The organism is Asaia prunellae JCM 25354 (assembly GCF_000613885.1).
Classification (GTDB): domain Bacteria; phylum Pseudomonadota; class Alphaproteobacteria; order Acetobacterales; family Acetobacteraceae; genus Asaia; species Asaia prunellae.
The window spans coordinates 82202-104869 of record NZ_BAJV01000009.1 but is presented as its reverse complement, the minus strand read 5'-3'; the positions used below and the strand labels follow the sequence as shown (position 1 = coordinate 104869).

Below are 22668 nucleotides of genomic sequence, written 5' to 3'. Positions count from 1 at the left end.
CTTCAGGGTTGGGCCATGAAAACGCGCTGGAAAAGCGTATTGGTCCAGTTCATGCCCTGCAGGAACAATGCGGCGTCGAAACGGGGGGCACCATCACGCAGAAAGGCATGCTGGCCGTCAACTTCGTGCCATTCAAGCGCCACCGCAGCCTCCTCGAGAGTATCCCGTATCTGACGACGCCCTTCATAAGGTACGTGTGGATCATGGCGGCCCCAGACCATCATGACCTCGCCACGTATTTCTTCAGCACGAGACAATGTACCGTCATGGCGTTCACCGCCCAGCGTTCCCGTGTGCAGATCGGTCGCATAGAAGCAGGCGGTAGCCTCGACCGCCGGATTGAGCGCGGCACGGAAGGCCAGATGTCCTCCAAGGCAGACACCAAAGGCGCCAAAACGGCCGCTACATGCCTCGTGCCCTCTCAACCAGTCGATCAGTGCTACATTGTCGCTGTCAAACTGGCCTACAGGCTTGGTATATTTGAGCTCGTTTCCCCGATCCGTACCCGGCTTGTCATAGGCCAGCACACAACCGGCTGCCTCATATTCGTGATAGACTTCAGGCACAGCGACCAGATAGCCCTGACCGGCAATCATCGCAGCAAGGCGCTCTATTGGTGCCGTCACCTGATAGATTTCCGAAAAAAGCAGAATGGCAGGAAAGCGCCCTGCTCTTGCAGGACGAAAGAGATTAACACGCATCTTTCCGGTTGGTGTGTCGATATCCGCCTTCTCATCGGTACGAATCAGCATGTCAGATCTCCCTGAGCGGCTCCGACGCTGTCAACCCGTCACCGAGGTGACAGAATCGCCTGATCGGATAGAGGATGATCGGGCGTCAGAAGCGAAATGAACCTCGTGCATAATCCGGTTCACGCCCGGACGCCATGCCTGCACGATACAGCGACTCGCATTACCCTTCATGAAGGAGCTGGATCGATCCATATTCCCGAAAGCGATAATCGAGGTCTGACGCGGCTTGTAAGAATACTGGTCAATATGTGAACATCGGAACCGTCGCAATACGTTGACAGAAATTCGTTTCCGGTTCCGAGATCACGCCATGTCCGCGCTATTTGCCATTTCCCTCGCTACCGCCGCGATCCTCGCGATCGTTATCCTTATCGCCTATTTCAGGCTTAACCCCTTTATCGTCCTCTTCACGACATCGCTTGGTCTGGCGCTCGCGGCCGGAATGCCTGCTGACAAGGTCGTCAAATCCTTCGAAGAGGGCGCCGGTCATGTTCTGGGCCATGTTGGCACTGTGATCGCGCTTGGCACCATGCTGGGCAAGATGCTGGCAGAGTCAGGAGGTGCAGACAGGATCGCCCTGACCATTTCAGGCTGGGCAGGACGTTCGCGTATCGACTGGGCCATGATGGTCATCGGTCTTCTGATTGGTCTGCCCGTCTTTTTCGAGGTCGGCTTCGTCCTGCTGATCCCGCTGGCTTTTGTTCTTGCGGCTCGCACCGAGACCCCGCTTCTGCGCGTTGCCTTGCCAATGGGAGCCGCATTATCGGTCACCCATGCAATGATCCCGCCTCATCCGGCGACGCTGCTGGCGCTCTCCGCCTATCATGCCAACACAGGTCATACGATCTTTCTGGGTATCCTGATCGGCACACCTATCGCCATCATAGCAGGCCCTCTTTATGCCCGTTTCATTGCTCCCCGCGTTCCACTGACCGAAGCCAATCCGCTCGCAGAACAATTCGTCAACCGTGAACCACCCAAAAACATGCCAGGGTTTGGCATCACCGTGTTCACCATTCTTTCGCCCGTATTCCTGATGCTGGTCGCTTCTGTTGCTGATCGCGTCTCTCCCCCCGGAACAAAACTCAATTCCGCGCTCCATTTCATTGGCAATACGGATATCGCTCTCGTTCTGGCGGTTATTCTGTCCTTCTACGTGCTGGGTCTTGCACGTGGCTTCTCACGTGACACGATCCTCAAATTCACCAATGAGTGCCTTGGACCAACCGCGCTCATCATGCTTCTTGTAGGCGCAGGCGGCGGTTTCGGACGCGAGCTGGTCGATAGCGGCGTGTCAAAGGTCATCACAGACACTGCGCTCAACTTCAACGTACCCATCCTCGTACTCGGATGGCTCCTTGCCGTGATCGTCCGTGTTGCCTGCGGCTCTGCCACGGTCGCCATGAGCACGGCCTCGAGTATTGCCGGACCAATTCTTCTCCGTAGTCATGGCGTCTCGCCGGAACTCATGGTCCTGGTGACCGGCGCCGGCTCTGTTGCTTTCGGCCCGATGAACGATGCAGGTTTCTGGCAGATCAAGGAGTATCTGGGTCTCACCGTGCCACAGACAATCAAGACCTGGTGCGTCATCGAAACACTGATCGCATTTCTAGGCCTTGGCTTCTGCCTTCTGGCATCAATATTCATCTGAACATTCTCGTATGATGGCATGCACTACACTTTGTTAGCGCATGCCAAATCCTGTATGAGTATTTATCTTACAAGCTCAAAGCTCTGGTCTATAAGTTGAAATATGTCTTCTTGTGATACCGCACCGTTAAGCAGAACTGTTATCCAATGCTCCTTGTTCATATGATAGGCGGGTTTGTATCCTGGTAACCGCAAGAGGTCATGCCGTTGGGCGGGCGGACATTTGACATCAATCACATCAATTTCCTTCCCGCCCTCAAGGCCAAGTTTCGTACCGTCAACATTCATGACGAGACAAAACCATTTTTCATTTTCACATTGACGGAGAACTGCATAATTCGGATACTTTTCGAATGGATAATCTGGATCTATGCCATATCTCTTCTTAGCATAAGAAAATATATCTGATCTCTTTGTCACTTCAGAGTCCTTATTATATTGTAATATTGTGTTTATTATAATTTTGTTTATCAGTAAATATTTTTATTAATTCAAGTCGTTGAAATTATTTTCCAATTCCTGAAAATATCTTTTCTATTCTACCAGACGACCCTCTCGAAGTACTGATTGTGCAAAATGATCAAGACAGACCGAACGCCAGGCTTCACCCGCCGGAGACAGCACACGATCTCGACGTGTTGCCAGCGCCAGCTCGAAACCAATGGTCGGGGAGAGGAGATGGAGTACATTAAGACCTTTCATCCATTCCCCACGCATAATGCTGACGGAGCAATACCCAACCCTATCCCGGCACGCACCATAGCCATTAAAAGGTAAATATCTCCCGTTCGTCCTGCAGCTTTCGGAACGGCACCATGCTCGGCATAAGCCTGCAAAACGAAGCTGTTGATCTTGAAATCTTCTTTCAGCAGCACAACACGCTCTTGAAGAATATCAGCAAGACAACAGCTCTTCTGGGCACCAAGACGATGCTGATCAGGTACAACGAGGCAGAGGTGATCGCGACCGAGGGGATAAAGCTGCAGATCTCTCTCACTTATGGGCAGGATCAGTGCAGCAATTTCTGTCTGACCTCCACGCAGTCTCGGTATCAGCCTGTCTGACGGGCATTCATCAATTTCCAGCATCACGGCGGGATACTGGCTGCAGAAACTTTCAATAATCGCAGGAAAGCAGATCGAGGAGATCGCGGGTGGCACAGTCACACGCAAAGGACCTTCCAGGGTCTTTTTCTCTGCAGACAGCATCTCACGCAGGGCAAGCTCTTCACGCAAGGTACGTTCGGCATAGCGCCGCAGAATTTCACCTTTCTCCGTCAGCATGACCGCTTTCTTGCTGCGTATGATCAGTGTTGTTCCGAGCTTGGCTTCAAGCGCCTGAATACTCTGACTGATCGAAGGCTGGCTGATATTGAGCGCCTCGCTTGCCTTGATGAACCCTCCCTGACAGATGACGGTCAGAAAATGGGTGAGTTCGCGAAAGGTAATTTGCGGTGGCATCATAATCTTTCACCTATCTTGTGCATCACAAGATCATATTATCTTATGATGCCAAACGGGAATACAAAACGGCCATCCGAACGATGGAAGGTTCCTGAAATGAGTGCGACCGTCATTGAGCATCTCCTGGATCAAATCGCTGCCCTCGGCATACGCCATATCTTTGGCGTCGCGGGCGATTATGCTTTCCCGGTTGAAGATGCGGTCTGTGCGCGCAACGATATGACGTGGGTCGGCAGCTGTAACGAACTCAACGCTGCATATAGCGCAGATGGCTATGCCCGCATAAAAGGCATAGCAGCGCTCAGTACCACTTATGGTGTTGGTGAGCTCAGTGCCATCAATGGAATTGCCGGGGCTTTCGCCGAGCATCTGCCGATTATCCATATCGTCGGTATGCCAGCCTCGACAGTTATGAAGTCGAACCGCCTCGTGCATCACTCGCTTGGCAACGGGTCATTCATGGCCTTTTATGATGCCTGTGCCGCCTTCACGTGCGCCAGAACAATTCTCACCCCTGAAAATTGTGTCGACGAAGTTCAAAAAGCTTTATCAGCGTTAAAATCGCACCGTCGCCCGATTTATTTCGGTGTGCCATCGGACCATGCAAATGCTCCCGTTCACGCGACGTCTACCGCTCCCGACCCGGCATCGGCATCCGACACCGCCGGAATTGATGATGTCGTAGCCCGGATTATAGAGAAACTGCGCATGAGCGCCCAGAGTTGTGTGCTGCCTGGCATTCTGTGCGACCGCTTTGGCGTACTCGACAAAGCGCGTGAATTCATTGCGAGATCCGGTCTGCCGCATGCAACGATGTTTGCCGACAAGGGAATGGCCCTGGAATCCTCATCGCGCTATCTGGGTCTTTACTATGGCCATTTACTGCATGAAAACGTCGCAGCCTTCGTTGAAGCCAGCGATGTAATCCTTGGCATCGGAGTCCAGTTTTCTGACTTCAATACAGGCGCTTTTACAGCTCGTATTGCAGAAGAGCGACTGATTACCATTATGCCGGATTATGTCACGATCGGGAGTGAACGGATCGATAACGTATCTATATCCGCGATCCTTAATGGTCTTGTTGGCGCTTGCACAAGTCTGCCCTTTTTTGAGGGGAAAATTCCAAAACAGACACCTGCTCACGCCTCAGAAGATGCTGCTCTTTCTTCCAAGACACTCTACCAGGATATTCAGACGATACTCCGGCCCAGCGATATCGTCGCCGCCGAGACAGGCAATGCCTCAATGGGGCTGGCAGAAATTCGCCTGCCCGATGGCTGTGCCTATCATAATCAGACGCTGTGGGGCTCGATAGGCTGGGCGACGCCTGCCGCTTTTGGCATGGCCATGGCTCAGCCGGAGAGACGCGTCGTACTTGTTACCGGTGAAGGCTCACATCAGCTGACAACGCAGGAACTGAGCCAGTTCGCCCGCTTCGAGTGCAAGCCGGTTGTCATAATCATCAATAATGGCGGCTATCTGATCGAACGCCTGCTCTGCAAGGATGGGGAAACCTATTACAACGACCTGGCACAATGGCGGTACGCCCTGCTCCCTGAGGCATTTGGTTGTGACGACTGGGCTGTCAGCTCTGTCAGGACACGCGATGAACTTCTTGCTGCTTTGTCAGCCTGCAATACAGAGACTGACAGGGCGCATTTCATCGAAGTCAAAATGGGACGCTATGATGCGGCACCGGTCGCAATGGCGCTCCACGGCGCGATAAACACACTTTATGACAGCTGACTGCTTCCCCGTCTCCTGATCGGGTTCCTGCCACGGACATTACCCCCTCGAACCCCGGCCCTGTAGTGCACCAAGCCACTTAACACTCGCCTATGCTAGCAGGGCCATGTAAGGCAGGGCCGATACCAGGACGGACCGTCATCTATCCGTTCAGCAGGCTTGTTGTATCCCCACCGAGCGTTTCATTTCGAACAATACTACCAACATCTCTCACCCGGACAGCACTCAACATGACTCCCACCTGCGCGGTATTCACAGGTTCTGGAACAGCAACAAACAGCATTTCCGCTGATCAGGAAGCAACCATCAAAACTCAAGACGCAGAAACACCTTACGCGCCGGGGCTGCGCCATAGTATCGCTGAAGACGTATATGCCTTTCTGATTGGCTGCTCGCTGATCGTCATGGGGCTGGTCTGCCTGCACAAGGCTGGTTTGGTGACGGGCGGGATGGCCGGTATTGCGCTCTTGCTGTCCTACCTTGTCCCGGTTGGCCCCGGTATACTGTTTACACTCATCAATATCCCTTTTCTGGCTTTTGCCCTGCGGGCCATGAGCCCTGCTTTTGCCATCAAGACGATGATTGCAAGTTGCGGGGTCACGTTTTTTGCCGGGCTGATGCCGCGCGTTATCACGGTATCGCAGATCGATCCGCTTTTCGCTTCACTGTTCGCCGGAACGATTATCGGACTGGGAATCCTGTGTCTGGCCCGACATCAAGCTGGAGTTGGTGGCACAGGAATTGTGACATTGTGGCTACAGAAAACACGCGGCATCAACGCTGGACATGTCCAGATCTCGATCGATATCGTGATCATGGCAGTTTCAGCCCTGTTTTTACCTGCACATAAAATCATGCTCTCGCTTCTGAGCGCTGCGGCTACCAGTGGAATCCTGATCGCCTATCATCGTCCCGGGCGTTATATCGGACATTGAATTCTGGAGAGGAGTTACCGCCCTCTCCATATCACTGCTCACAGAAGACTGTCGAGGAAAGCGCGAGACGTCACCGGATGCGAAAACATCGGGTATGTGAAAGCAATGGCCGCTTCATGCTGAGCCTGAGAGAGTGTCGCCGTGCAATCAGTGAGGGTCTGCACGATATAGCCACGCTCATAGGCGCTGCGCATAGTGGACTCCACACAGCAATCAGTCAGAAGTCCACCAAGCGCGATACGTGAAATGCCGTTTTGCCTGAGTACAAAATCCAGATTGGTGCTGGCAAAACCGCAAAGCCCCCGCTTGCCTGCAATCACGATATCACTTTCATGCGGCGCAAGGCTGTCAACGATCTGTGCACCCCAGCTTCCGATCCGGAACGCATTGGTCGCTTTCACACCGGCCAGAATACCATAGGATTCTGTGGCCAGTTCGGGATAACCCGGCGCAAATTCGATGGGCACCCAAACGATCCTGACCCCTTTCTTGCGTGCCTCGGCCACAAGATCCTTGGTATGCGCAAGCATGTTCGTGCGCGTCAGCTCGGCGCGCACACCCTCATGCAGGGCACCCCCTTCGGAGAGAAAATCGTTCTGGTACTCGATCAGGACAAGCGCCGTCTGACTCATGATTTATTCTCGGCGTAAGGATTTTTGGTACCACGCAGCTGCAAACGGATAGGCGTGCCTGGCAAATGGAACGTCTCCCGCAATCCGTTTACCAGATACCGTTTATAGGCATCCGGCAGCATTTCGGCACGCGTACCAAACAGAATGAAGGTGGGCGGGCGCGACTTGGCCTGTGTCATATATCGCAGCTTGAGACGACGACCATCAACCAGTGGCGGCTGATGACGTTCGAGAGCGCCCTCGAACCAGCGATTGAGCTCACCTGTCGTTACGCGACTGTTCCATACCTCGTGCGCACGACGTACGGCAGGAAGCAGCTTGTTAACCCCTGCCCCAGTCAGTGCCGAGAAGGTCACGACCGGAATACCGCGCATCTGAGCGAGCGATGTCTCGATGCGATCGGCAATAGCCTGACGGGTAACAGCACGGTCCTCGACCGCGTCCCATTTATTCAACGCCAGAACACAGGCGCGACCTTCACGTTCGATCAGCCGGGCGATCTGAAGATCCTGCTCGTGCACACCAAGCGTCGCATCAAGCGTCAGAACGACCACTTCGGCCATTTTCAGCGCTCGATAGAAGCCGAGACCGACATCCGTTCGAGGTCCTGCTCGATACGGGCCTTGCGTCGCAAACCCGCCGTATCGACAAGCTGAATGGGGCCAACTTCATCGTGAAGGGAGACCGAAATCGAATCACGCGTCAAGCCGGGCTCTGGCCCTGTAATCATACGCTCTTCGCCAAGCAGACAATTGAGAAGCGTGGATTTTCCTGCGTTCGGCCGGCGACAATAGCAAGACGCAGCGGCCCGGCAGGGCGCTCTTCCAGCTCTTCACTCTCTTCGTCTGCAGGTTTCGAGCGTGAGCGGGTCTTGATGCGTACGCGCTCACCCTCGGGAAGACGATCTGCAATCTCGCCCATAAGATGGGCAATGCCCTCTCCGTGTTCTGCTGAGAGCGCGAGAGGAGTACCAAGACCAAGAGAATAGGCCTCGATCACCTCATTGGTAGCCGCTGTACCTTCTGCCTTGTTGGCCAGAAGCAGCACCGGCTTGTTCTGCTTGCGCAGCCAAGCAGCAAAATGCTTGTCAGCCGGCGTCACGCCTGCACGCGCATCGATACAGAACAGCACAAGATCCGCCTGCGCTACAGCTGATTCAGATGAGGCGCGCATACGTCCGTAGAGGGTGTCTGGCGCCGCTTCTTCAAGACCCGCCGTATCGATCAGCCGGACCTTGCGCCCGCGTAGAAGCGCTTCCCCCTCCTTCCGATCGCGCGTTACGCCCGGCATGTCAGACACAATGGCCTGACGACGCCCTACCAGCCGGTTGAAGAGAGTCGATTTACCGACATTGGGACGCCCGGCAATAACGACGAGCGGAAGAGAGAGAGAGTCAGTCACAGATTAGCCATATGCGTTCAGATTGCCATCTGTGGACAGCACAAGAACCTTGCCGTCACAGATGATGGGTTCAACCAGAGTTGGTGTCTTTGTCTTTAGCGGATTTTGAGCCTTGCCGGTCACGGCATCCACCACCTGCAGGCCCGTCTCTTCAAGTGAGGAAACGCATACCAGCTTGCCATCGCCCATGACCGGACCAAGCCAGGTTACTGCATATTTCTGCTTGGTCTCGTTCTTGAAGCGACGCAGATTGTGAATCCAGCGCACATGGCCCGAGAGACGATCCAGACAGGCAAGCTGCTGGTCAGATGAAATCACGTAGAGCCAGTCACCAACAATCAGAGGCATGTTCTGCCCGCTGGCTTCACGCTCCCAGAGACGGCGACCGGAACGCATGTCTATGGCAACCAGCACCTTGGACAGAGAGACAGCATAAGCTGTGCCATCCTTGATGACAGGGGCTCCACGCACACAGGCGAGATCAAGCATCGCACCACGACCATTGGAGCCGCCCAGAGAGTCACTCCAGACCAGTTCACCCGATTCGGCACGCAATGCCACGAGGTCACCACTGCCAAACCCGGCTACAACCACACCATTGGCCACAGCAGGTGCAGCCTGGCCGAATATGACCGTATCGGCTTCTGTCGCCTGATACGTCCATATCTGTTCACCGGTCTCCGCATTGAGCGCGATAAGGCGTTCGTCGATCGTACCAAAAAACACGCGTCCATCGACGATGGTCGGTGCGGATCGTCCGGGAACAACCGTCTCGGCACGCCATTTGACCTTGCCGGTTTCACTCGCGACGGCAATCACCTGCCCGACACCATCGACAATATACAGCGTCTCTCCGGATACACCGAGACCACCGCCAATATCGCTGGACCGCGACTTGCTTCCCTTGGGAATGAATGTCCAGAGCGGCTTCATGTCCGGCCAGGTCCAGGCACGGACCGTACCGACACCGTCACGGGTGTAAATGCGTCCCGCATCGATCACGGGAGGGGACTGGATGGCACCGCGCCCATTCGGACCAAGCGCTGCAAAATGGAGAAAAGCCGGTTCGGAGATGCCATGGCCAATCGAGCGTGACCAGGCAAGATTGGGTCCGGCCCAGTTCGTGTTGACCCCGATATGATCAGGTACACGACCGACCACAGGATAGCTGGGCGTGGCCTGTGCGGGGGGAAGAACGATCGGGGTATGATCTTCTTCATCGATCACCAGACCGGCACCGGTAGAGAGGACATCATAGCGCTTGCCCGCCAGAACGGGCTTCGGATCATCCTTGAAGATTCCGCACCCCGAGAGCAGAGCCGTACCGGCCAGTGCGGAACCGAGAAAAAAGCGGCGCCCCGGCTCACGCAACACGTTCTTGTTTTCGATAGGCATCAGCCGGCTCCGCCGAAAGTTTGAAGAAGGATGGAAGCGCGCTGCCTGACACCATCAGGCGCATCGGGTGACTGGGCCAGACCCAGCAGGAGGCTATGAGCCTCATCATGCTGCTTGGGGGATGCATCGGCACGCAGATCAAGCGCCACAAGACTCTCCTGGGCAAAGGCACGCCATGGCCCGGAACTGGCCGCCAGAAGCTCCAGCTGCTTGCGGGTCTCGGTTACATCAGCGTCGTTGATATGACTGTTCAGGAGCAGAAGACGCGCCAGCGCCTTGAGAGACGGGTTCACATCCGCGGTGTCAATCACGCCCTGCCAGGCTTTTCTTGCGCCTGCCATGTCACCTTTCTGGGCCATAAGCTGCGCAAGCCTGATGGCCGAGAAACTGCGCGTTGCCCCCGGTGCCGTTGAGGCAAGATCAGCCAGCACGGCCTGATTCTCTTTTTCGGATTGTGCTCTCAGTGCTGCATCGGGCTGCGGAGCCTGAAGGGCCTCCATCGCCCTATAATAGCGCCCTGAAGCTTCGGCCTGCGCCTGATGATGACGATGGATCTGCCATTGCCATCCACCAACGCCAATCAAGGCGATCACGGCCACACCGATCGCCACACCTCCGAAACGCCGGGCAGTTGCACGCAGCTCTGCTGCACGCATTTCCGCCTGGGCCTGACTGAAAAACTCGTCTGCCACCGTGATCCTCTTGCGACACTATCCCTGCAAGCATACAGACGCTGCGACAATGCGGCAAATCGCTTTGTCATTTTGATGCCGCATCGGTCAAATTTCGGCCACAACCCGGCGTCACAGAGAACTTTTTCTGCCGGAGAAATCCATTCAATGCGACGAGACCCGATATGTTGATGGCAAGAAGACGCTTTCTCGTCAGCCTGCCCCTGATCGGGATTGCCACGTGCCCGTCATATGCGGCAGAGCTGGCAACAGCGCAGACCAGCAGTCAGGATACCCTTGCAGAGATTGCGCGTCATTACGAACAGAAATCGGGTGGACGTATCGGCGTCCATCTTTTCTGCCCGGAAACCGGCAGTGCCCTGTCATGGCGTGGCAAAGAACGGTTTCTGATGTGCAGCAGCTTCAAGGCTTCACTTGCCGCCTGCGTGCTTGCCCGCTGTGATGGAGATGATGACGATCTTACACATCGCCTGCCTTTCATCGACTCCGATTTCAGGACAGAATGGGCACCGGTCGCGCAGAAAAATCGTGATGCCGGCAGCCTGAGCCTGGCTGCGCTCTGCGCTGCCGCCGTCACCATGAGCGATAACGTCTGCACCAATATGCTGCTACGCCATATCGGCGGTCCCTCTACCCTGACCAAGTTCTGGCGTGAGAGCGGCGATGACGTGACCCGGCTGGATGCCTATGAGCCCGAGCTCAACCGCCCTTCTGCCGATCCTCAGGCGAATACCACCTCGCCCGTCGCCATGGCGCGTACGCTGCACCGTCTGATCCACGGCACGTTGCTACACCCCAACTCAGCGGCCCTCCTGCGGGGATGGATGACCAAATGCACAACCGGGACGCATCGCCTTCGCGCCGGCTTCCCTTCCGATTGGGTCGTCGGAGACAAAACAGGCAGTAACGGCAAGGATATTGCCGCTGATATCGCCTTTGCGTCGCCAGAAGCGTCAAGCAGCAAATCAGTTATTATCGCCGCCTACACTTCGGGAGGCAGACCGAATGAAACACAGTTCCGCAAGATATTCAGGGACATCGGTGCGCTTGCACCACTGCTGGTTGCCTGAACAGAAAAAGGGTGGGGTAACCCCCACCCCCTTAGTCAGAAACGGCTCCCCGGAAATCAGTCAGTGCTTGGCAAGTTTCTTGCCTGCTGCCGTCAGTTCAGCCGACATGTGACTAAAATTCGCGGCAATACGCTGCTGAACCCCGGTGCTTACCGCGTGTATCTTGGCAATACGATCGCGAGCTTCCTCACTGATTGCCTGCTCTTCTTTCTGTGCTGCCGAAGCGACACAGCTGTTATAGTTTCGGGCGGCTTTTTCATAAGCCTGAAACTTGTCGACGCTCGCATTGTAATGCGCCGTATCTGACGCGCTGACAGCAGGAGCCGAAGGCTCCTGCCCGCATTTGGCACGTGGATCGGCAAAGGCCACAGGCGCCGTCAGACAGGCACTGGCAAGCGTGGTGGAAAAGAACAGAAAGACAAAGCGTTTCATGATCGGACGAACTGCCGGTTACGGGTGAAAGACAGAGCCGGAATATGCGTCATGATTACGGCGCAAATCGGGCCAGACGCCCGATCGGTCCCGAAACGATCTCGTCATCACGCATAACGACAGTGCCCCGCACGATTGTCCCGACTGGCCAGCCTGTGACACCTTTACCGTCGAAGGGCGTCCAGCCAACCGGACTTGCAATCCAGTCATTGCGGATCTCGCGCTGCATACGCAGATCGACAAGCGTGAGATCTGCGTCAAAACCAACAGCAAGACGCCCTTTTGTCTGCAATCCGTAAATACGTGCCGGCCCTGCTGCCATCAGATCAACCAGACGGGTCAGGCTCAGGCGCCCGGCATTCACATGATCGAGCATAACAGGCAGAATCGTCTGCACCCCTGTCAGACCGGCGGGGCATAAAGGCCACGGCTTTTCCTTGGCTTCGCGTGGATGGGGCGCATGGTCTGAGGACACCACATCAACACGCCCGTCACGGATTGCAGCCCAGCAGGCATCGTAATGACGCTGGTCCCGAATGGGTGGATTCATGACCGCATAGGCGCCGAGTGTTTCGTAGCATTCGGGTCCGACCTGCGTGAGATGGTTGACGAGCACCTCAACGCTGACATGAGAGCGGTGCGCGGCCAGCCAGTCGAGTTCCTCCGCCGTGGAGGTATGCAGGATGTGAACGGGGCGGCCTGTCTTTCTGGCCAGCGCCGTGATGCGTCTCGTGCCGAGAAACGCGCATTCCTCATCACGCCAGATCATGTGATTCACATGCGGCATACCGGTTTCGAAAAGCGGCTTGCGCGCCTGAAGACGATATTCGTCCTCCGAATGGAACGCCACGCGACGATGCCCGCTACGCAGTACGGCTTCGATGCCCTCATCATCCTCGATCATCAGATCTCCGGTAGACGATCCGGCAAAGACCTTGATAGCGCAGATGCCTTCTTCCTGTTCCAGCTGTGCCAGCTCAGGCGTATTGGCGCGGGTGGCACCCACATAAAGCCCCATATCGATCAGGGCATTTTCAGCCACCGTGCGGCGCTTGTCGGCAATGGTCTGTGCCGAGGTAATGGAGGGCGAGGTGTTTGGCATATCAAACACCATCGTAATGCCTCCAAGCGCAGCCGCCCTTGTACCGGTCGCAATGGATTCGATAGCGGCATTGCCGGGATCGCGCAGATGCACATGCGAATCAATCATGCCGGGGAGGACATGCAGCCCCTGGGCGTTGATTTCCTGAATGGCACTGTCCTGCGTGGTCACGTCCAGGCTTGCAATGCGCCCGTCTTTCACACCGAGATCAGCCTTGGTTTCCCCCCAGGGAAAAACGCAGGTCCCACCTCTGATGATCAGATCATAATGCATGGTTTTCTCCTCGGTTCGAAGCTAAGGTCGTGCAGCAAGGGTTTCGAATACGTCACCTTCGAAAGACCCGGTCTCGATATGAATGCGGTACCACAAGGCATAGAACAGCAGTGCCCAGGCGGCATGTCGCTCTCGCCTTCCAGCGGCTCGGGTAAAGAGTGCAAGAATCGTCCCGGGTGCAATCACGCCCTTGAAAGCCATGCTCCGGGCGACAAGCGGGCCAAGCCGGTCGCCCTGCGCCGCGATCCACTCACCAACCGGTACGGTAAACCCCTGCTTTGGCGCGAAAGGCATCGCGTCGGGTACGTTCTTCTCAACCCAGCGGCGCAGCAGGTATTTGCCTTGCCCGCCCCGGATCTTGAGTGAATCCGGCAATGACCATGCAAGGGCGCTCAGAGCAGGGTCAAGAAGTGGAGTGCGTCCCTCGATCGCATGCGCCATGAGACAACGATCCAGCTTGATCAGAAGGTCATTGGGGAGCCATTCTGCCAGATCAAGCCTCTGCACCGCCTTCAGACGGGTCTCCCCGGTCGGGGGCACAAAGTTCTGGCGCCATTTCCGGCCATTCGGAAGCCTGCAAACCCCGTCCATCATCCCCCGGCGCCAGGGGAGCCGACCTCCACACCACCAGGGGCGCATGGCCCGGCGATAACGGCCATAGCCACCGAACAGCTCATCGCCCCCCTCACCACTCAGGATGACCGTCACATCCTTCCGGGCGTCACGCGCCAGAAACCAGCTCGGGATAACGGCATAATCGGCCACCGGATCATCCAGGCAAGCCACGATCTCGGGCAGATGCCGCCAGACCATCGCCTCTGACACGGTTAGAATCCGATGCTGCGCCCCAAGCGATCGGGCAAGCCCGGCCGCCTGTGCACTCTCATCAACGCCCCCGGTATCAAACCGCGCCGTCCAGGCCAGAGGCGCGCCATTACCCAGACGCGTCATGGCGGCCAGAACCGCGCTGCTATCAATGCCACCGGAGAGGAACATGCCGAAAGGCACGTCTGCGCGCTCATGTGCCTGAACACTATCCATGAGTGCAGCATCAAGGCGGGCGAGTGCCGTCTCCTCCGTCAGGGATTTTTCGATCGCACCATGAACAGCTGGCTGCTTTTTGGCATATTCCAGTACGCCATCGACAAAACGCAGGGTCTCCCCCGGCAGGACGCGCATGATCCCGGGATAGATCGTCTCCCGTCCGGCCACGAACTGCACCTGTAAAAGCTGATCGCGGGCTTCCGGCCTGATTGTGCGCGGCACCAGACCGGTCGCCAGAAGCGCCTGAGGCTCCGACGCAAAAAGAATACCGCTCTGAATTTGCGCGTAATAGAGTGGTTTGATTCCGAATGGGTCACGACTCAGCGCAAGAACCGTCTGCGGGCCGCTCTCATCAAGCAAGGCAATCGCATACATGCCGCGCAGCTCGAACGTGTAACCCGCATCGAGTTGTGGCCAGAGAAACAGGGGGGATTCGCAATCGCTCCCCGTTCTGAAAGGAGCGTCGGCCAGAACATGACGCAAGGCGGGGTCATTATAGATCTCGCCATTGGCCACCAGCGCTACAGCACCATGGACCAGCGGCTGGGCGCCTCCCTCGAGGTCAACGATCGAAAGCCGTCGATGCACAAGGGCAGCTGTATCAGTCCTGTGAAGTCCCCCACCATCTGGTCCACGATGGCGCAGAGCCTGTGCCATACGATCGAGGATCTCCGGATCAGGCCGATACCCGGGCAGACACGCCATGCCAGCAATGCCACACATGACCTAGCTGGCTCCGGTCTGGCGAGACGCCATGGCATGCAGGAAAGCATCCCAGCGCGCGAGCACGGTCGGAGCCGAGAATTCCCGCTCGAAACGCGCCCGGCCATTAACAGCAAGAGTGACTGCGCGTTCAGGAGAGTCCAGAACACTGCCAATCCCCGCTGCCAGAGCCTCCGGATCCTCCACGGGCACCAGAAGCCCGTCTTCTGTTCCTGACAACACCTCTTCCGGCCCCTGAATAGCGCTGGCCACGACCGGACGCGCGGCAGAGAGCGCCTCAATCACCACATTGCCCAATGGCTCGATACGTGACGGACACACCAGAAGCTCGCAGGCTTTCAGCCACGCACCGCTTTCCTGCACCCAGCCCGGCATATGCACGCGATCCGACACGCCCTCTCTACCGGCAAGAGCCGTCAGCGCTTCGCGTTCTGGCCCCTCACCGGCAATGACAAGATGCACACCGGGCAGGGCTTTCATGGCGCGTATCAGAACATCAAAAGCCTTGTTTCGATGCAGCCTTCCGAGAGCGAGAATGAATTTCTGCCCTTCTGCCAGGCAGCCAGGCCGCTCGGGCGCGACAGACGCCAGATCGGAGGCGAAATTTGGCAGGTAATGTACGTTTTCAGCGGGCCAGCCCTGTTCGACCATCCATCGGGCAAGCCCCCGCGTATTCCCGATCAGATCGGAGCAGCGTCTGTAGTTGGTGAGATCATAATACCCCCCCAGACGCCCTGCCATCGGCCATGACCCTTCCGGTAGCATACGTGCTGCACGGCTCATCCAGGCAATCACGACCTGCGGTTCGAACCGCATCAGGCTACGACGCAGCCTAGGGGGCGTCAAAAGATCCAGTCGCCCGCCAAAACGCAGGACTTCGGTTCTGACATCTCTGGCGGCGAGGCGCGCTTCGCGGGCCGGATCGCGACGCAATATGGCTTTTATGTCATGCCCGGCTGCATGTTGAGCCATACAGAGGCGTTCGTAAAATAGTTCGGCGCCGCCGCTTGGTGCCCCGGCCATGACATGGGCGATACGCAACGGAGAAAACGGAAGCAGGCGCGCCGGACTCATGATTTTTCTATCCTTCATCCGTCAGGAGCGCACAAGCTTGCTGCACCACGCGTTCGCTTGAAAGCCTGTCGATGGATGCTTTTCCTTCTGGGCCCGGTGCCGCGAGAAAATGAGCATCGGGTCCGGCCGGAGCATATTCGGACGCACGGCTCGGGCCAAACAGACCAAGCGTCGGCACACCTGTCGCCGCCGCGAGATGCATGAGCCCTGAGTCATTTCCTACAAAAACCGCGCAGCGACGAAGCAGCGCTGTAACCAGACCAAGCGCTGCATCACCACCAAGATCAATCGCGCGATCAAGGGCCACAAGGACAGGTTGTGCCCGGGCACGCTCTGCCTCACCGGGACCATAAAAAAGTACCGGAACAAGGCCGCGCTTCTGCATCTCGCGCCCAAGCACCACAAAATTTGCGGCAGGCCAGATTTTGCCATCCCAGTTGGCCGTCGGCGCCAATGCACAGTAACGCTGACCCTCCGGCAGGATTTCACGCGCCAGGGAATTCTGGTCAGGACGTGACCAGGCCTGTGGCATAAGAGCAGGCCGGTCAGCAAAGAGCCCGGAAAGATGACCTATGCGCCGGCCCGGTCTCCGCCCCCCGCGCAGAATGCGTCTCCGCAGGGTCGGGAGGAACAGCGACACACCCGAGCCGCGCAGATCGACCACCAGAGACCACCACTGCCCGACGCATTGCCACCACAAATCGGCCCAGTGCAGATCATAGCGTTTCTTGCTGACAACAATAATCCGCTCGACCGCCGGACATGCCTCGAAATAAGAGGTCGCGACCGGCCCGCAGGCAATGGTGAACCGCGCCTTTGGATAGCGTCGAACAAGCTCTGCCAGAACACCGGAAGAAATGACCGCATCGCCAAGGCGGTTCGCGGTGATGAAAAGAATCCGTTTCATTGCAGCCAGATCGGCTCCTTGAGGCTGGCTACGAATTTCTCATGTGCCGCCTTCGTCTCTTCATCTGGTGGTGCCATAGGGTGCGGAATACGGTTCGGATTGGCGCGATAGGTGGCGACGCCGCCCCCACTCCCTGAAACGGCCAGGCCCAGCCCACGCTGACGACCCCCCATGAGTTCAAGATAGACTTCGGAAAGCAGTTTGCAGTCCAGCAGGGCATTATGAGTGGTACGCGCCGAAAGATCGATGTCATGGCGTCGGCATAATGCATCAAGCGAATTGGGCAGACCCGGATAGCGCTTCTTGGCCATCTCAAGCGTATCGACCATGCGCGCACGATCAAGGGGCTGTTTGCCGCAGGCCTTCAGTTCGGCATTGATGAAACCAAAATCGAAGGGTGCGTTGTGGGCGATCATTTCATCCTCACCGATAAAGGCAAGAAACCCGTCTGCAATCTCGGCAAATTTCGGCTTGTCGAGCAGGTCATCAAGAGTGAAGCCATGCACCCGGCTCGCCTCAGGTGGCACATCACGTTCAGGGTTGATCAGGACGTGAAAACTTTCTCCTGTAGGCAGATCATCGATCAGTTCCAGCGCAGCAATTTCAATCACACGATCGCCTGTCGCCGGATCCAGACCCGTGGTCTCCGTATCAAAAAGGATTGACCGTTTCATCGGGTATTCTCCAGAGTCGAGATCAGACGTTTCAGCTGTCGGGCGGTATGACCCCGCGAGAGCCCGTTGCGCAACAGATGATCGGCCCGCCTGTTGCGATCGCGGTCATTCATCTGCCGTGCCAGAAGCTGGCGCGCCTGCGTCTCGCTCAGGGAACGGCGTCTCATCACACGACGTAAACGTACGGCGAAAGGTGCAGTGACCACGACTACCATATTGCAATCCTGGTCAGCTCCGGTTTCGAACAGAAGCGGAATATCAAGCACACAGATCCTCGCCCCGCGCCGCGTCATCGATCTCAGGAAAAGGCGACGATCTTCACGCACCAGCGGTGGATGATCGCCTCCAGCGCTGCAATTTCTTCCGGATGCCCTATGACCGCAGCCCGCAACGCCACCCGGTCCACGGCATTGTTTCTCACTGCCCCTGGCCAGCGTTGTGCAATCGCGGCGACTGCCCTTCCTCCTCTGGACTGGAGGCGATGAACATCGGCATCCGCATCAAAAACAGGCCAGCCCTGACGGCGCATGAGGCGTGCGACACTTGTCTTGCCAGCGCCCATGCCGCCTGTAAGACCCAGTACGATCATGCCTGCCCCGTCATCATGTCAGTCCAGTGTTTCGACAAGACGGTCACGCAAGGCTGAATCAGCCTCAGGACACAAACCAAACCATGCAGCAAAACCGGGCCGGGCCTGGTGGATCAGCATGCCGAGCCCATCAATCCCTTGCAGCCCTCGTGCACGCGCCGCGGCAAGAAGCGGCGTTTCGAGCGGCATATAGACGATATCCGACACCACAAGCCTCGCATCAGCCTTCGCAAGAACAGGGCTCCAGTCATATTCGTCCTCACCCTTCATCCCGAGCGAGGTCGTATTTACCAGCAGATCAGCCTGAGCAAGATAGGCTGGCCAGTCCTCCCATGCGATGACGTCACCGCCGCCAAGCGCCGTAACGATCGCATCTGCGCGGCTTCTCGTGCGATTGGCCAGAGCAAGTGTGCATCCCGCGTCAAGCAAGGCCGCACAGACTGCGCGCGAGGCACCGCCTGCGCCCAGAACAAGTGTCTTGCGTGGCAGAGCCACTCCGGCTTCACACAGAGAGTCGATGTAACCAGAGCCATCCGTGCATTCGCCCGTGATCTTCCCGTCAGCTTGAAACACCATGGTGTTGACCGCACCCGCACGCAAAGCTGACTGGCCATGCCGGTCAACCAGGGCAAAGGCAGCCTCCTTGTGTGGAATCGTGACATTCAGTCCGGCAAAACCGAGGGCCTGCAAAGCACGAACGCCACGCTCGAAATACCCGGGCGAGAGCGGCAGACGCAGATAGAGCCCGTCAATGCCATATCGCGCGCACCAGTAATTATGCAGGATGGGTGAACGCGTATAGGTCAGCGGCCAGCCTGTAACGCCAGCAAGTTTCGGCATACCTTGGGGAAATACTGCGCTGAGTGCCGTCCTGGCCTCTTCGAGGGTCATTGTCCCTGCGAGATAGCGCTCCAGTAAAGCGGCAATAGCCGTGCCAGTCTCTGTGCCCAAGATTGCTGTCCTGCTTCGTCTTCTATCAGATCCTGACGGATCTCGATTTCCAGATAGGGAAGATTTGCCCGTTCTGCGTGATAGGGCACCGTATAATCCGATGTGGCGGTCAGGACATAGGGTTCATTATCCCCCACGCAGAGATCGCCCTCCTGACGAAGCAGATCGAGCATGATGTGCGCCGAACGCGTGTCGCGATGGTGCAATATGCCGACATGCCAGGGTCGAGCCATGCCATTCATGGTGGGCGTAAAGCTGTGCAGGGCAATCAGCGCGGTCGGACCGCTTCTCTCACGCAGGATTTCCGCAATCCGGTCGTGATAGGGGTGGAGAATCTCCCGTTCACGTCGCGCACGACAGACGGAAGAAAGCGCCCTGTTACCCTCGATTTCGGTACGGTCGGAAATCGCCGGAATGGATGTTGGATGCCCCGGGGCACGATTGCTGTCGATCACAAGACGGGAATAGACCTGCTCGACCAGAACGGATCCAAGCAGGCGTGACAATTCGATCCCCACACCGTGAATGCCGATATCCCAGGCGATATGGCGGTCCCACTCTGCCTCGGATACCCCGAGACGACCGAGACATTGTGGTACGGCGCGCCCCGCATGGTCGCTCACCAGCACGAACGGCCCCTCTGCTGTCGCTTTCGTGATACGATAGGGCATCGGGTCATCGGGACCGAGAAGAGGCAGAAAACCGCTCATGAATTGCGCGCACCATGCTGACTGACTAGGTTACGTCTCTCTTGACCATAATCCCTACGCCATGGACAACCCCGTGACCGAGACCGAAACCCGACTGGCCAACCCGCAATGGGGCGGCCGCTTCGCCGCTGGCCCCGCCGCCATCATGGCCGATATCAATGCCTCGATCGATTTCGACCGGAAATTATGGCGTCAGGATATCCGCGGCTCATTGGCCCACGCCGCCATGCTGGCGCGCGTCGGCCTGCTGACTGCTGCCGAGGAACAGGAAATCCGCGACGGATTGCACGGCATTGCCCGCGATATCGAGGCAGGTGATTTCGAGTTCTCGCAGGACCTCGAGGATATTCATATGAATATCGAGGCGCGCCTTTCAGAGCGTATCGGCGAATCCGGCAAGCGCCTGCACACGGCGCGCTCGCGCAATGATCAGGTCGCAACAGATTTCCGCCTCTGGGTGCGCGATGCCATTGACGGCATCAGCGGGCAGATTACCGCGCTCATGCGTTCTCTTGCCACCCGCGCGCTGCAACACGCTGCCGATGCCATGCCTGGCTTTACCCATTTGCAGGTCGCGCAGCCTGTCACGTTCGGTCATCATCTGCTGGCCTATGTCGAAATGCTGTCGCGCGACCGCGACCGCCTGCGTGATGCACGTGCACGTCTGAATGAATGCCCTCTGGGCTCGGCGGCGCTGGCTGGTACGTCTTTCCCGATCGACCGTCGTTTCACGGCCTCGCAGCTGGGTTTTGACCGCCCCACCGCCAATTCACTCGATTCTGTCTCGGATCGCGACTTTGCGCTCGAATATCTCTCGGCACTTTCCCTTCTGGGCATGCATCTGTCACGCCTGTCTGAAGAGCTGGTGCTGTGGTGTTCGGCACCATTCAGCTTCGTGCGCCTGTCTGACGGGTTCACGACCGGCTCATCCATCATGCCGCAGAAGAAGAACCCCGACGCTGCCGAACTTGTACGCGCCAAGGTTGGTCGTATCACGGGTGATTTTATGGGACTGCTGATGGTCATGAAGGGCCTGCCGCTTGCCTATGCCAAGGACACGCAGGAAGACAAGGAACCGGTTTTCGACGCTACCGAAGCCGCAACCCTGTCACTCGCAGCCATGGATGGCATGATCCGTGACATGACCGCCAATACCGACAAGATGCGTGCACTTGCAGGTGCCGGTTTTGCCACAGCAACCGACCTTGCCGATTGGCTTGTACGTGTACCGCGCCTGCCTTTCCGCACCGCGCATCACGTCACAGGTCGTCTTGTCGGCATGGCAGAAGCCAAGGGGTGTGATCTGGCTGATCTAACACTCGAAGAGATGCAGAGTGTTGAAGCCCAGATCGACGCCAGCATTTTTGACGTACTGACCGTTGACTCCTCTCTCGCCTCCCGCACCAGCGAAGGCGGCACCGCTCCTGAAAACGTCACGCGCGCTGCTCAGACCTGGCTGACACGCCTCGAAGGGAACCCGGCATGAAGTTTCCTGCCCGACTGCTCTGCCTTACGCTGCTCGGCGCGGTCATGCTGACCGCTTGCGGCAAGAAAGGCGCACCTCATGCTCCGGGTCCGGCGAGCGCCATCACCTATCCACATACCTATCCGCCGGAATAACATTTCCGGCCTACAGAACCTGCCGCGCCAGAGCGATCAATTCTGGCGCGGAAAGGCCTTTAGCGCGCAAGGCCCGCAGACTCTCTGCACCATCACGTTTTGAGAGTTTCCGACCCGCCTCATCCATGATCAGAGGATGGTGCGCGTAACGCGGTTCGGGAAATCCGAGCAGATCCTGCAAGACACGATGCACCGAAGTCGCTTCGAACAGATCGGCGCCACGCGTCACCAGCGTGACGCCCTGACGCGCATCATCACAGGTCACGCAGAGATGGTAGGACACGCCATTATCGCGCCGCCCCAGTACAACATCACCGAACTCTGCCGCACGCCCCTTGATCCGCGCGCCCTCACTCTCCTGCCATGACGGGCTGCCTCCCAGCAGCCTGAGTGCGGCCTGCATGTCGAGACGCCAGACATGCGGTTGATCAGGCGCATGATAACGCCCCCGACAGGAGCCACCGTAAACCAGGCTGCCATCGGGGGCGCGCCCTTGCGCCGTCACCTGGACATCAGCACGCGAGCAGGTGCAGGCATAAAGCAATCCCTGACAACGCAGACGATCAAGAATGCCACGATAATAAGGCAGATGGTCGGACTGCCTGAGAATTTCTCCGTCACTGACAAAACCGAGCCAAGCCAGATCATCGCGAAGCGACTGCTCGAAACGAGGCAGACAGCGCTGCGGATCAATATCCTCAATCCGGATCAGAAACCGGCCTGTCTCGCCTGCCCTATCACGCGCGTGACACGCAGAGGCTACATGACCGAGATGCAGGAAACCGGTCGGGCTGGGCGCAAAACGTGTGCAGAATCCTGTCATCAAACCTTCG

At 57.3% G+C, this 22668-nt stretch carries 23 protein-coding genes and 2 pseudogenes; 7 read left to right on the top strand and 18 right to left on the bottom strand.

The window, feature by feature from the left end; all coding sequences use genetic code 11:
* Positions 1 to 2: 2 nt before the first annotated feature.
* Positions 3 to 752: a dienelactone hydrolase family protein gene (locus JCM25354_RS09115; protein WP_025885782.1), complete on the bottom strand. Its 750-nt coding sequence runs from the start codon at positions 750 to 752 to the stop codon at positions 3 to 5.
* A gap of 96 nt (positions 753 to 848) precedes the next feature.
* On the opposite strand from JCM25354_RS09115, the gene JCM25354_RS21375 reads away from it, so the two are divergent.
* Both JCM25354_RS21375 and JCM25354_RS09110 read left to right on the top strand, forming a co-directional pair.
* Complete coding sequence (locus JCM25354_RS21375) at positions 849 to 1004, top strand: hypothetical protein (RefSeq protein ID WP_159103474.1); 156 nt, start codon at positions 849 to 851, stop codon at positions 1002 to 1004.
* A gap of 58 nt (positions 1005 to 1062) precedes the next feature.
* Positions 1063 to 2403 (top strand): GntT/GntP/DsdX family permease, encoded by a 1341-nt coding sequence (locus JCM25354_RS09110; protein WP_025885781.1) that lies wholly within the window; start codon positions 1063 to 1065, stop codon positions 2401 to 2403.
* 62 nt (positions 2404 to 2465) lie between these two features.
* On the opposite strand, the gene JCM25354_RS17880 is transcribed toward JCM25354_RS09110, so the two are convergent.
* The 3 genes from JCM25354_RS17880 to JCM25354_RS09095 form a co-directional block, all read right to left on the bottom strand.
* Positions 2466 to 2822, bottom strand: a complete 357-nt coding sequence (locus JCM25354_RS17880) for an MmcQ/YjbR family DNA-binding protein (protein WP_035447190.1) — start codon at positions 2820 to 2822, stop codon at positions 2466 to 2468.
* Positions 2823 to 2936: 114 nt separating this feature from the next.
* On the bottom strand, positions 2937 to 3104 hold the full coding sequence (locus JCM25354_RS21370; protein ID WP_159103473.1) for a hypothetical protein: 168 nt from the start codon (positions 3102 to 3104) through the stop codon (positions 2937 to 2939).
* A complete protein-coding gene (locus JCM25354_RS09095; RefSeq protein WP_025885778.1) occupies positions 3101 to 3865 on the bottom strand; it encodes a LysR family transcriptional regulator in 765 nt (254 codons plus the stop codon). The genes JCM25354_RS21370 and JCM25354_RS09095 overlap by 4 nt, the downstream gene beginning before the upstream one ends.
* 96 nt (positions 3866 to 3961) lie before the next feature.
* Between JCM25354_RS09095 and JCM25354_RS09090 the strand changes: the two genes are divergently transcribed.
* Positions 3962 to 5611 (top strand): alpha-keto acid decarboxylase family protein, encoded by a 1650-nt coding sequence (locus JCM25354_RS09090; protein WP_025885777.1) that lies wholly within the window; start codon positions 3962 to 3964, stop codon positions 5609 to 5611.
* Between the two features lie 230 nt (positions 5612 to 5841).
* Complete coding sequence (locus JCM25354_RS09085) at positions 5842 to 6546, top strand: YitT family protein (protein WP_025885776.1); 705 nt, start codon at positions 5842 to 5844, stop codon at positions 6544 to 6546.
* A gap of 38 nt (positions 6547 to 6584) precedes the next feature.
* On the opposite strand, the gene JCM25354_RS09080 is transcribed toward JCM25354_RS09085, so the two are convergent.
* The 4 genes and pseudogenes from JCM25354_RS09080 to JCM25354_RS09065 all read right to left on the bottom strand — a co-directional run bounded on the left by JCM25354_RS09080 (position 6585) and on the right by JCM25354_RS09065 (position 10666).
* Positions 6585 to 7178, bottom strand: a complete 594-nt coding sequence (locus JCM25354_RS09080) for a cysteine hydrolase family protein (RefSeq protein ID WP_025885775.1) — start codon at positions 7176 to 7178, stop codon at positions 6585 to 6587.
* Positions 7175 to 8579, bottom strand: a pseudogene (gene der, locus JCM25354_RS17875) (ribosome biogenesis GTPase Der). The gene JCM25354_RS09080 and the pseudogene der overlap by 4 nt, the downstream one beginning before the upstream one ends.
* Before the next feature lie 3 nt (positions 8580 to 8582).
* Entirely contained in the window at positions 8583 to 9974 is a 1392-nt protein-coding gene (locus tag JCM25354_RS09070) for a PQQ-binding-like beta-propeller repeat protein (protein WP_051537326.1), read from the bottom strand.
* Positions 9974 to 10666, bottom strand: coding sequence for a tetratricopeptide repeat protein (locus tag JCM25354_RS09065; protein WP_025885773.1), 693 nt, complete (start codon positions 10664 to 10666; stop codon positions 9974 to 9976). The genes JCM25354_RS09070 and JCM25354_RS09065 overlap by 1 nt, the downstream gene beginning before the upstream one ends.
* 170 nt (positions 10667 to 10836) lie before the next feature.
* Here JCM25354_RS09065 and bla point away from each other — a divergent pair, with 170 nt between their 5' ends.
* Positions 10837 to 11736, top strand: a complete 900-nt coding sequence (gene bla / locus JCM25354_RS09060; RefSeq protein WP_148301459.1) for a class A beta-lactamase — start codon at positions 10837 to 10839, stop codon at positions 11734 to 11736.
* Positions 11737 to 11796: 60 nt separating this feature from the next.
* Here bla and JCM25354_RS09055 read toward each other — a convergent pair whose 3' ends face one another.
* The 9 genes and pseudogenes from JCM25354_RS09055 to JCM25354_RS09015 form a co-directional block, all read right to left on the bottom strand.
* Positions 11797 to 12168, bottom strand: coding sequence for a hypothetical protein (locus JCM25354_RS09055; protein WP_025885771.1), 372 nt, complete (start codon positions 12166 to 12168; stop codon positions 11797 to 11799).
* Positions 12169 to 12223: 55 nt separating this feature from the next.
* On the bottom strand, positions 12224 to 13543 hold the full coding sequence (locus tag JCM25354_RS09050; protein ID WP_025885770.1) for a dihydroorotase: 1320 nt from the start codon (positions 13541 to 13543) through the stop codon (positions 12224 to 12226).
* A 21-nt stretch (positions 13544 to 13564) separates the two neighbouring features.
* Complete coding sequence (gene asnB / locus JCM25354_RS09045; RefSeq protein WP_025885769.1) at positions 13565 to 15310, bottom strand: asparagine synthase (glutamine-hydrolyzing); 1746 nt, start codon at positions 15308 to 15310, stop codon at positions 13565 to 13567.
* Positions 15311 to 15313: 3 nt separating this feature from the next.
* On the bottom strand, positions 15314 to 16384 hold the full coding sequence (locus JCM25354_RS09040) for a glycosyltransferase (RefSeq protein ID WP_035447186.1): 1071 nt from the start codon (positions 16382 to 16384) through the stop codon (positions 15314 to 15316).
* Between the two features lie 7 nt (positions 16385 to 16391).
* Entirely contained in the window at positions 16392 to 17291 is a 900-nt protein-coding gene (locus JCM25354_RS09035) for a glycosyltransferase family 9 protein (RefSeq protein ID WP_025885767.1), read from the bottom strand.
* Entirely contained in the window at positions 17288 to 17965 is a 678-nt protein-coding gene (gene dnaQ / locus JCM25354_RS09030; RefSeq protein WP_025885766.1) for a DNA polymerase III subunit epsilon, read from the bottom strand. Before dnaQ ends, JCM25354_RS09035 begins: the two co-directional genes overlap by 4 nt.
* A pseudogene (coaE, locus tag JCM25354_RS17870) lies at positions 17962 to 18494 on the bottom strand (dephospho-CoA kinase). Before coaE ends, dnaQ begins: the two are co-directional and overlap by 4 nt.
* Positions 18495 to 18572: 78 nt before the next feature.
* A complete protein-coding gene (locus tag JCM25354_RS09020) occupies positions 18573 to 19445 on the bottom strand; it encodes a shikimate dehydrogenase (protein WP_025885765.1) in 873 nt (290 codons plus the stop codon).
* Positions 19442 to 20215: an N-formylglutamate amidohydrolase gene (locus JCM25354_RS09015; protein WP_025885764.1), complete on the bottom strand. Its 774-nt coding sequence runs from the start codon at positions 20213 to 20215 to the stop codon at positions 19442 to 19444. Before JCM25354_RS09015 ends, JCM25354_RS09020 begins: the two co-directional genes overlap by 4 nt.
* 73 nt (positions 20216 to 20288) lie before the next feature.
* On the opposite strand from JCM25354_RS09015, the gene argH reads away from it, so the two are divergent.
* Together argH and JCM25354_RS21680 are read left to right on the top strand one after the other, a co-directional pair.
* Entirely contained in the window at positions 20289 to 21701 is a 1413-nt protein-coding gene (argH, locus tag JCM25354_RS09010; protein WP_243443994.1) for an argininosuccinate lyase, read from the top strand.
* Complete coding sequence (locus JCM25354_RS21680) at positions 21698 to 21835, top strand: hypothetical protein (RefSeq protein WP_199899935.1); 138 nt, start codon at positions 21698 to 21700, stop codon at positions 21833 to 21835. Before argH ends, JCM25354_RS21680 begins: the two co-directional genes overlap by 4 nt.
* A 10-nt stretch (positions 21836 to 21845) precedes the next feature.
* On the opposite strand, the gene gluQRS is transcribed toward JCM25354_RS21680, so the two are convergent.
* Positions 21846 to 22658: a tRNA glutamyl-Q(34) synthetase GluQRS gene (gene gluQRS, locus JCM25354_RS17865; RefSeq protein ID WP_035447184.1), complete on the bottom strand. Its 813-nt coding sequence runs from the start codon at positions 22656 to 22658 to the stop codon at positions 21846 to 21848.
* Between the last annotated feature and the right edge of the window lie 10 nt (positions 22659 to 22668).

Bases quoted from the DNA above. Each gene is read 5' to 3' on its own strand.
- JCM25354_RS09115 (WP_025885782.1), bottom strand. From the start codon at position 752: ATGCTGATTCGTACCGATGAGAAGGCGGATATCGACACACCAACCGGA.
- JCM25354_RS21375 (WP_159103474.1), top strand. From the start codon at position 849: ATGAACCTCGTGCATAATCCGGTTCACGCCCGGACGCCATGCCTGCAC.
- JCM25354_RS09110 (WP_025885781.1), top strand. From the start codon at position 1,063: ATGTCCGCGCTATTTGCCATTTCCCTCGCTACCGCCGCGATCCTCGCG.
- JCM25354_RS21370 (WP_159103473.1), bottom strand. From the start codon at position 3,104: ATGAAAGGTCTTAATGTACTCCATCTCCTCTCCCCGACCATTGGTTTC.
- JCM25354_RS09095 (WP_025885778.1), bottom strand. From the start codon at position 3,865: ATGATGCCACCGCAAATTACCTTTCGCGAACTCACCCATTTTCTGACC.
- JCM25354_RS09090 (WP_025885777.1), top strand. From the start codon at position 3,962: ATGAGTGCGACCGTCATTGAGCATCTCCTGGATCAAATCGCTGCCCTC.
- JCM25354_RS09085 (WP_025885776.1), top strand. From the start codon at position 5,842: ATGACTCCCACCTGCGCGGTATTCACAGGTTCTGGAACAGCAACAAAC.
- JCM25354_RS09080 (WP_025885775.1), bottom strand. From the start codon at position 7,178: ATGAGTCAGACGGCGCTTGTCCTGATCGAGTACCAGAACGATTTTCTC.
- JCM25354_RS09070 (WP_051537326.1), bottom strand. From the start codon at position 9,974: ATGCCTATCGAAAACAAGAACGTGTTGCGTGAGCCGGGGCGCCGCTTT.
- bla (WP_148301459.1), top strand. From the start codon at position 10,837: ATGGCAAGAAGACGCTTTCTCGTCAGCCTGCCCCTGATCGGGATTGCC.
- JCM25354_RS09055 (WP_025885771.1), bottom strand. From the start codon at position 12,168: ATGAAACGCTTTGTCTTTCTGTTCTTTTCCACCACGCTTGCCAGTGCC.
- JCM25354_RS09050 (WP_025885770.1), bottom strand. From the start codon at position 13,543: ATGCATTATGATCTGATCATCAGAGGTGGGACCTGCGTTTTTCCCTGG.
- asnB (WP_025885769.1), bottom strand. From the start codon at position 15,310: ATGTGTGGCATTGCTGGCATGGCGTGTCTGCCCGGGTATCGGCCTGAT.
- JCM25354_RS09040 (WP_035447186.1), bottom strand. From the start codon at position 16,384: ATGAGTCCGGCGCGCCTGCTTCCGTTTTCTCCGTTGCGTATCGCCCAT.
- JCM25354_RS09035 (WP_025885767.1), bottom strand. From the start codon at position 17,291: ATGAAACGGATTCTTTTCATCACCGCGAACCGCCTTGGCGATGCGGTC.
- dnaQ (WP_025885766.1), bottom strand. From the start codon at position 17,965: ATGAAACGGTCAATCCTTTTTGATACGGAGACCACGGGTCTGGATCCG.
- JCM25354_RS09020 (WP_025885765.1), bottom strand. From the start codon at position 19,445: ATGACCCTCGAAGAGGCCAGGACGGCACTCAGCGCAGTATTTCCCCAA.
- JCM25354_RS09015 (WP_025885764.1), bottom strand. From the start codon at position 20,215: ATGAGCGGTTTTCTGCCTCTTCTCGGTCCCGATGACCCGATGCCCTAT.
- JCM25354_RS21680 (WP_199899935.1), top strand. From the start codon at position 21,698: ATGAAGTTTCCTGCCCGACTGCTCTGCCTTACGCTGCTCGGCGCGGTC.
- gluQRS (WP_035447184.1), bottom strand. From the start codon at position 22,658: ATGACAGGATTCTGCACACGTTTTGCGCCCAGCCCGACCGGTTTCCTG.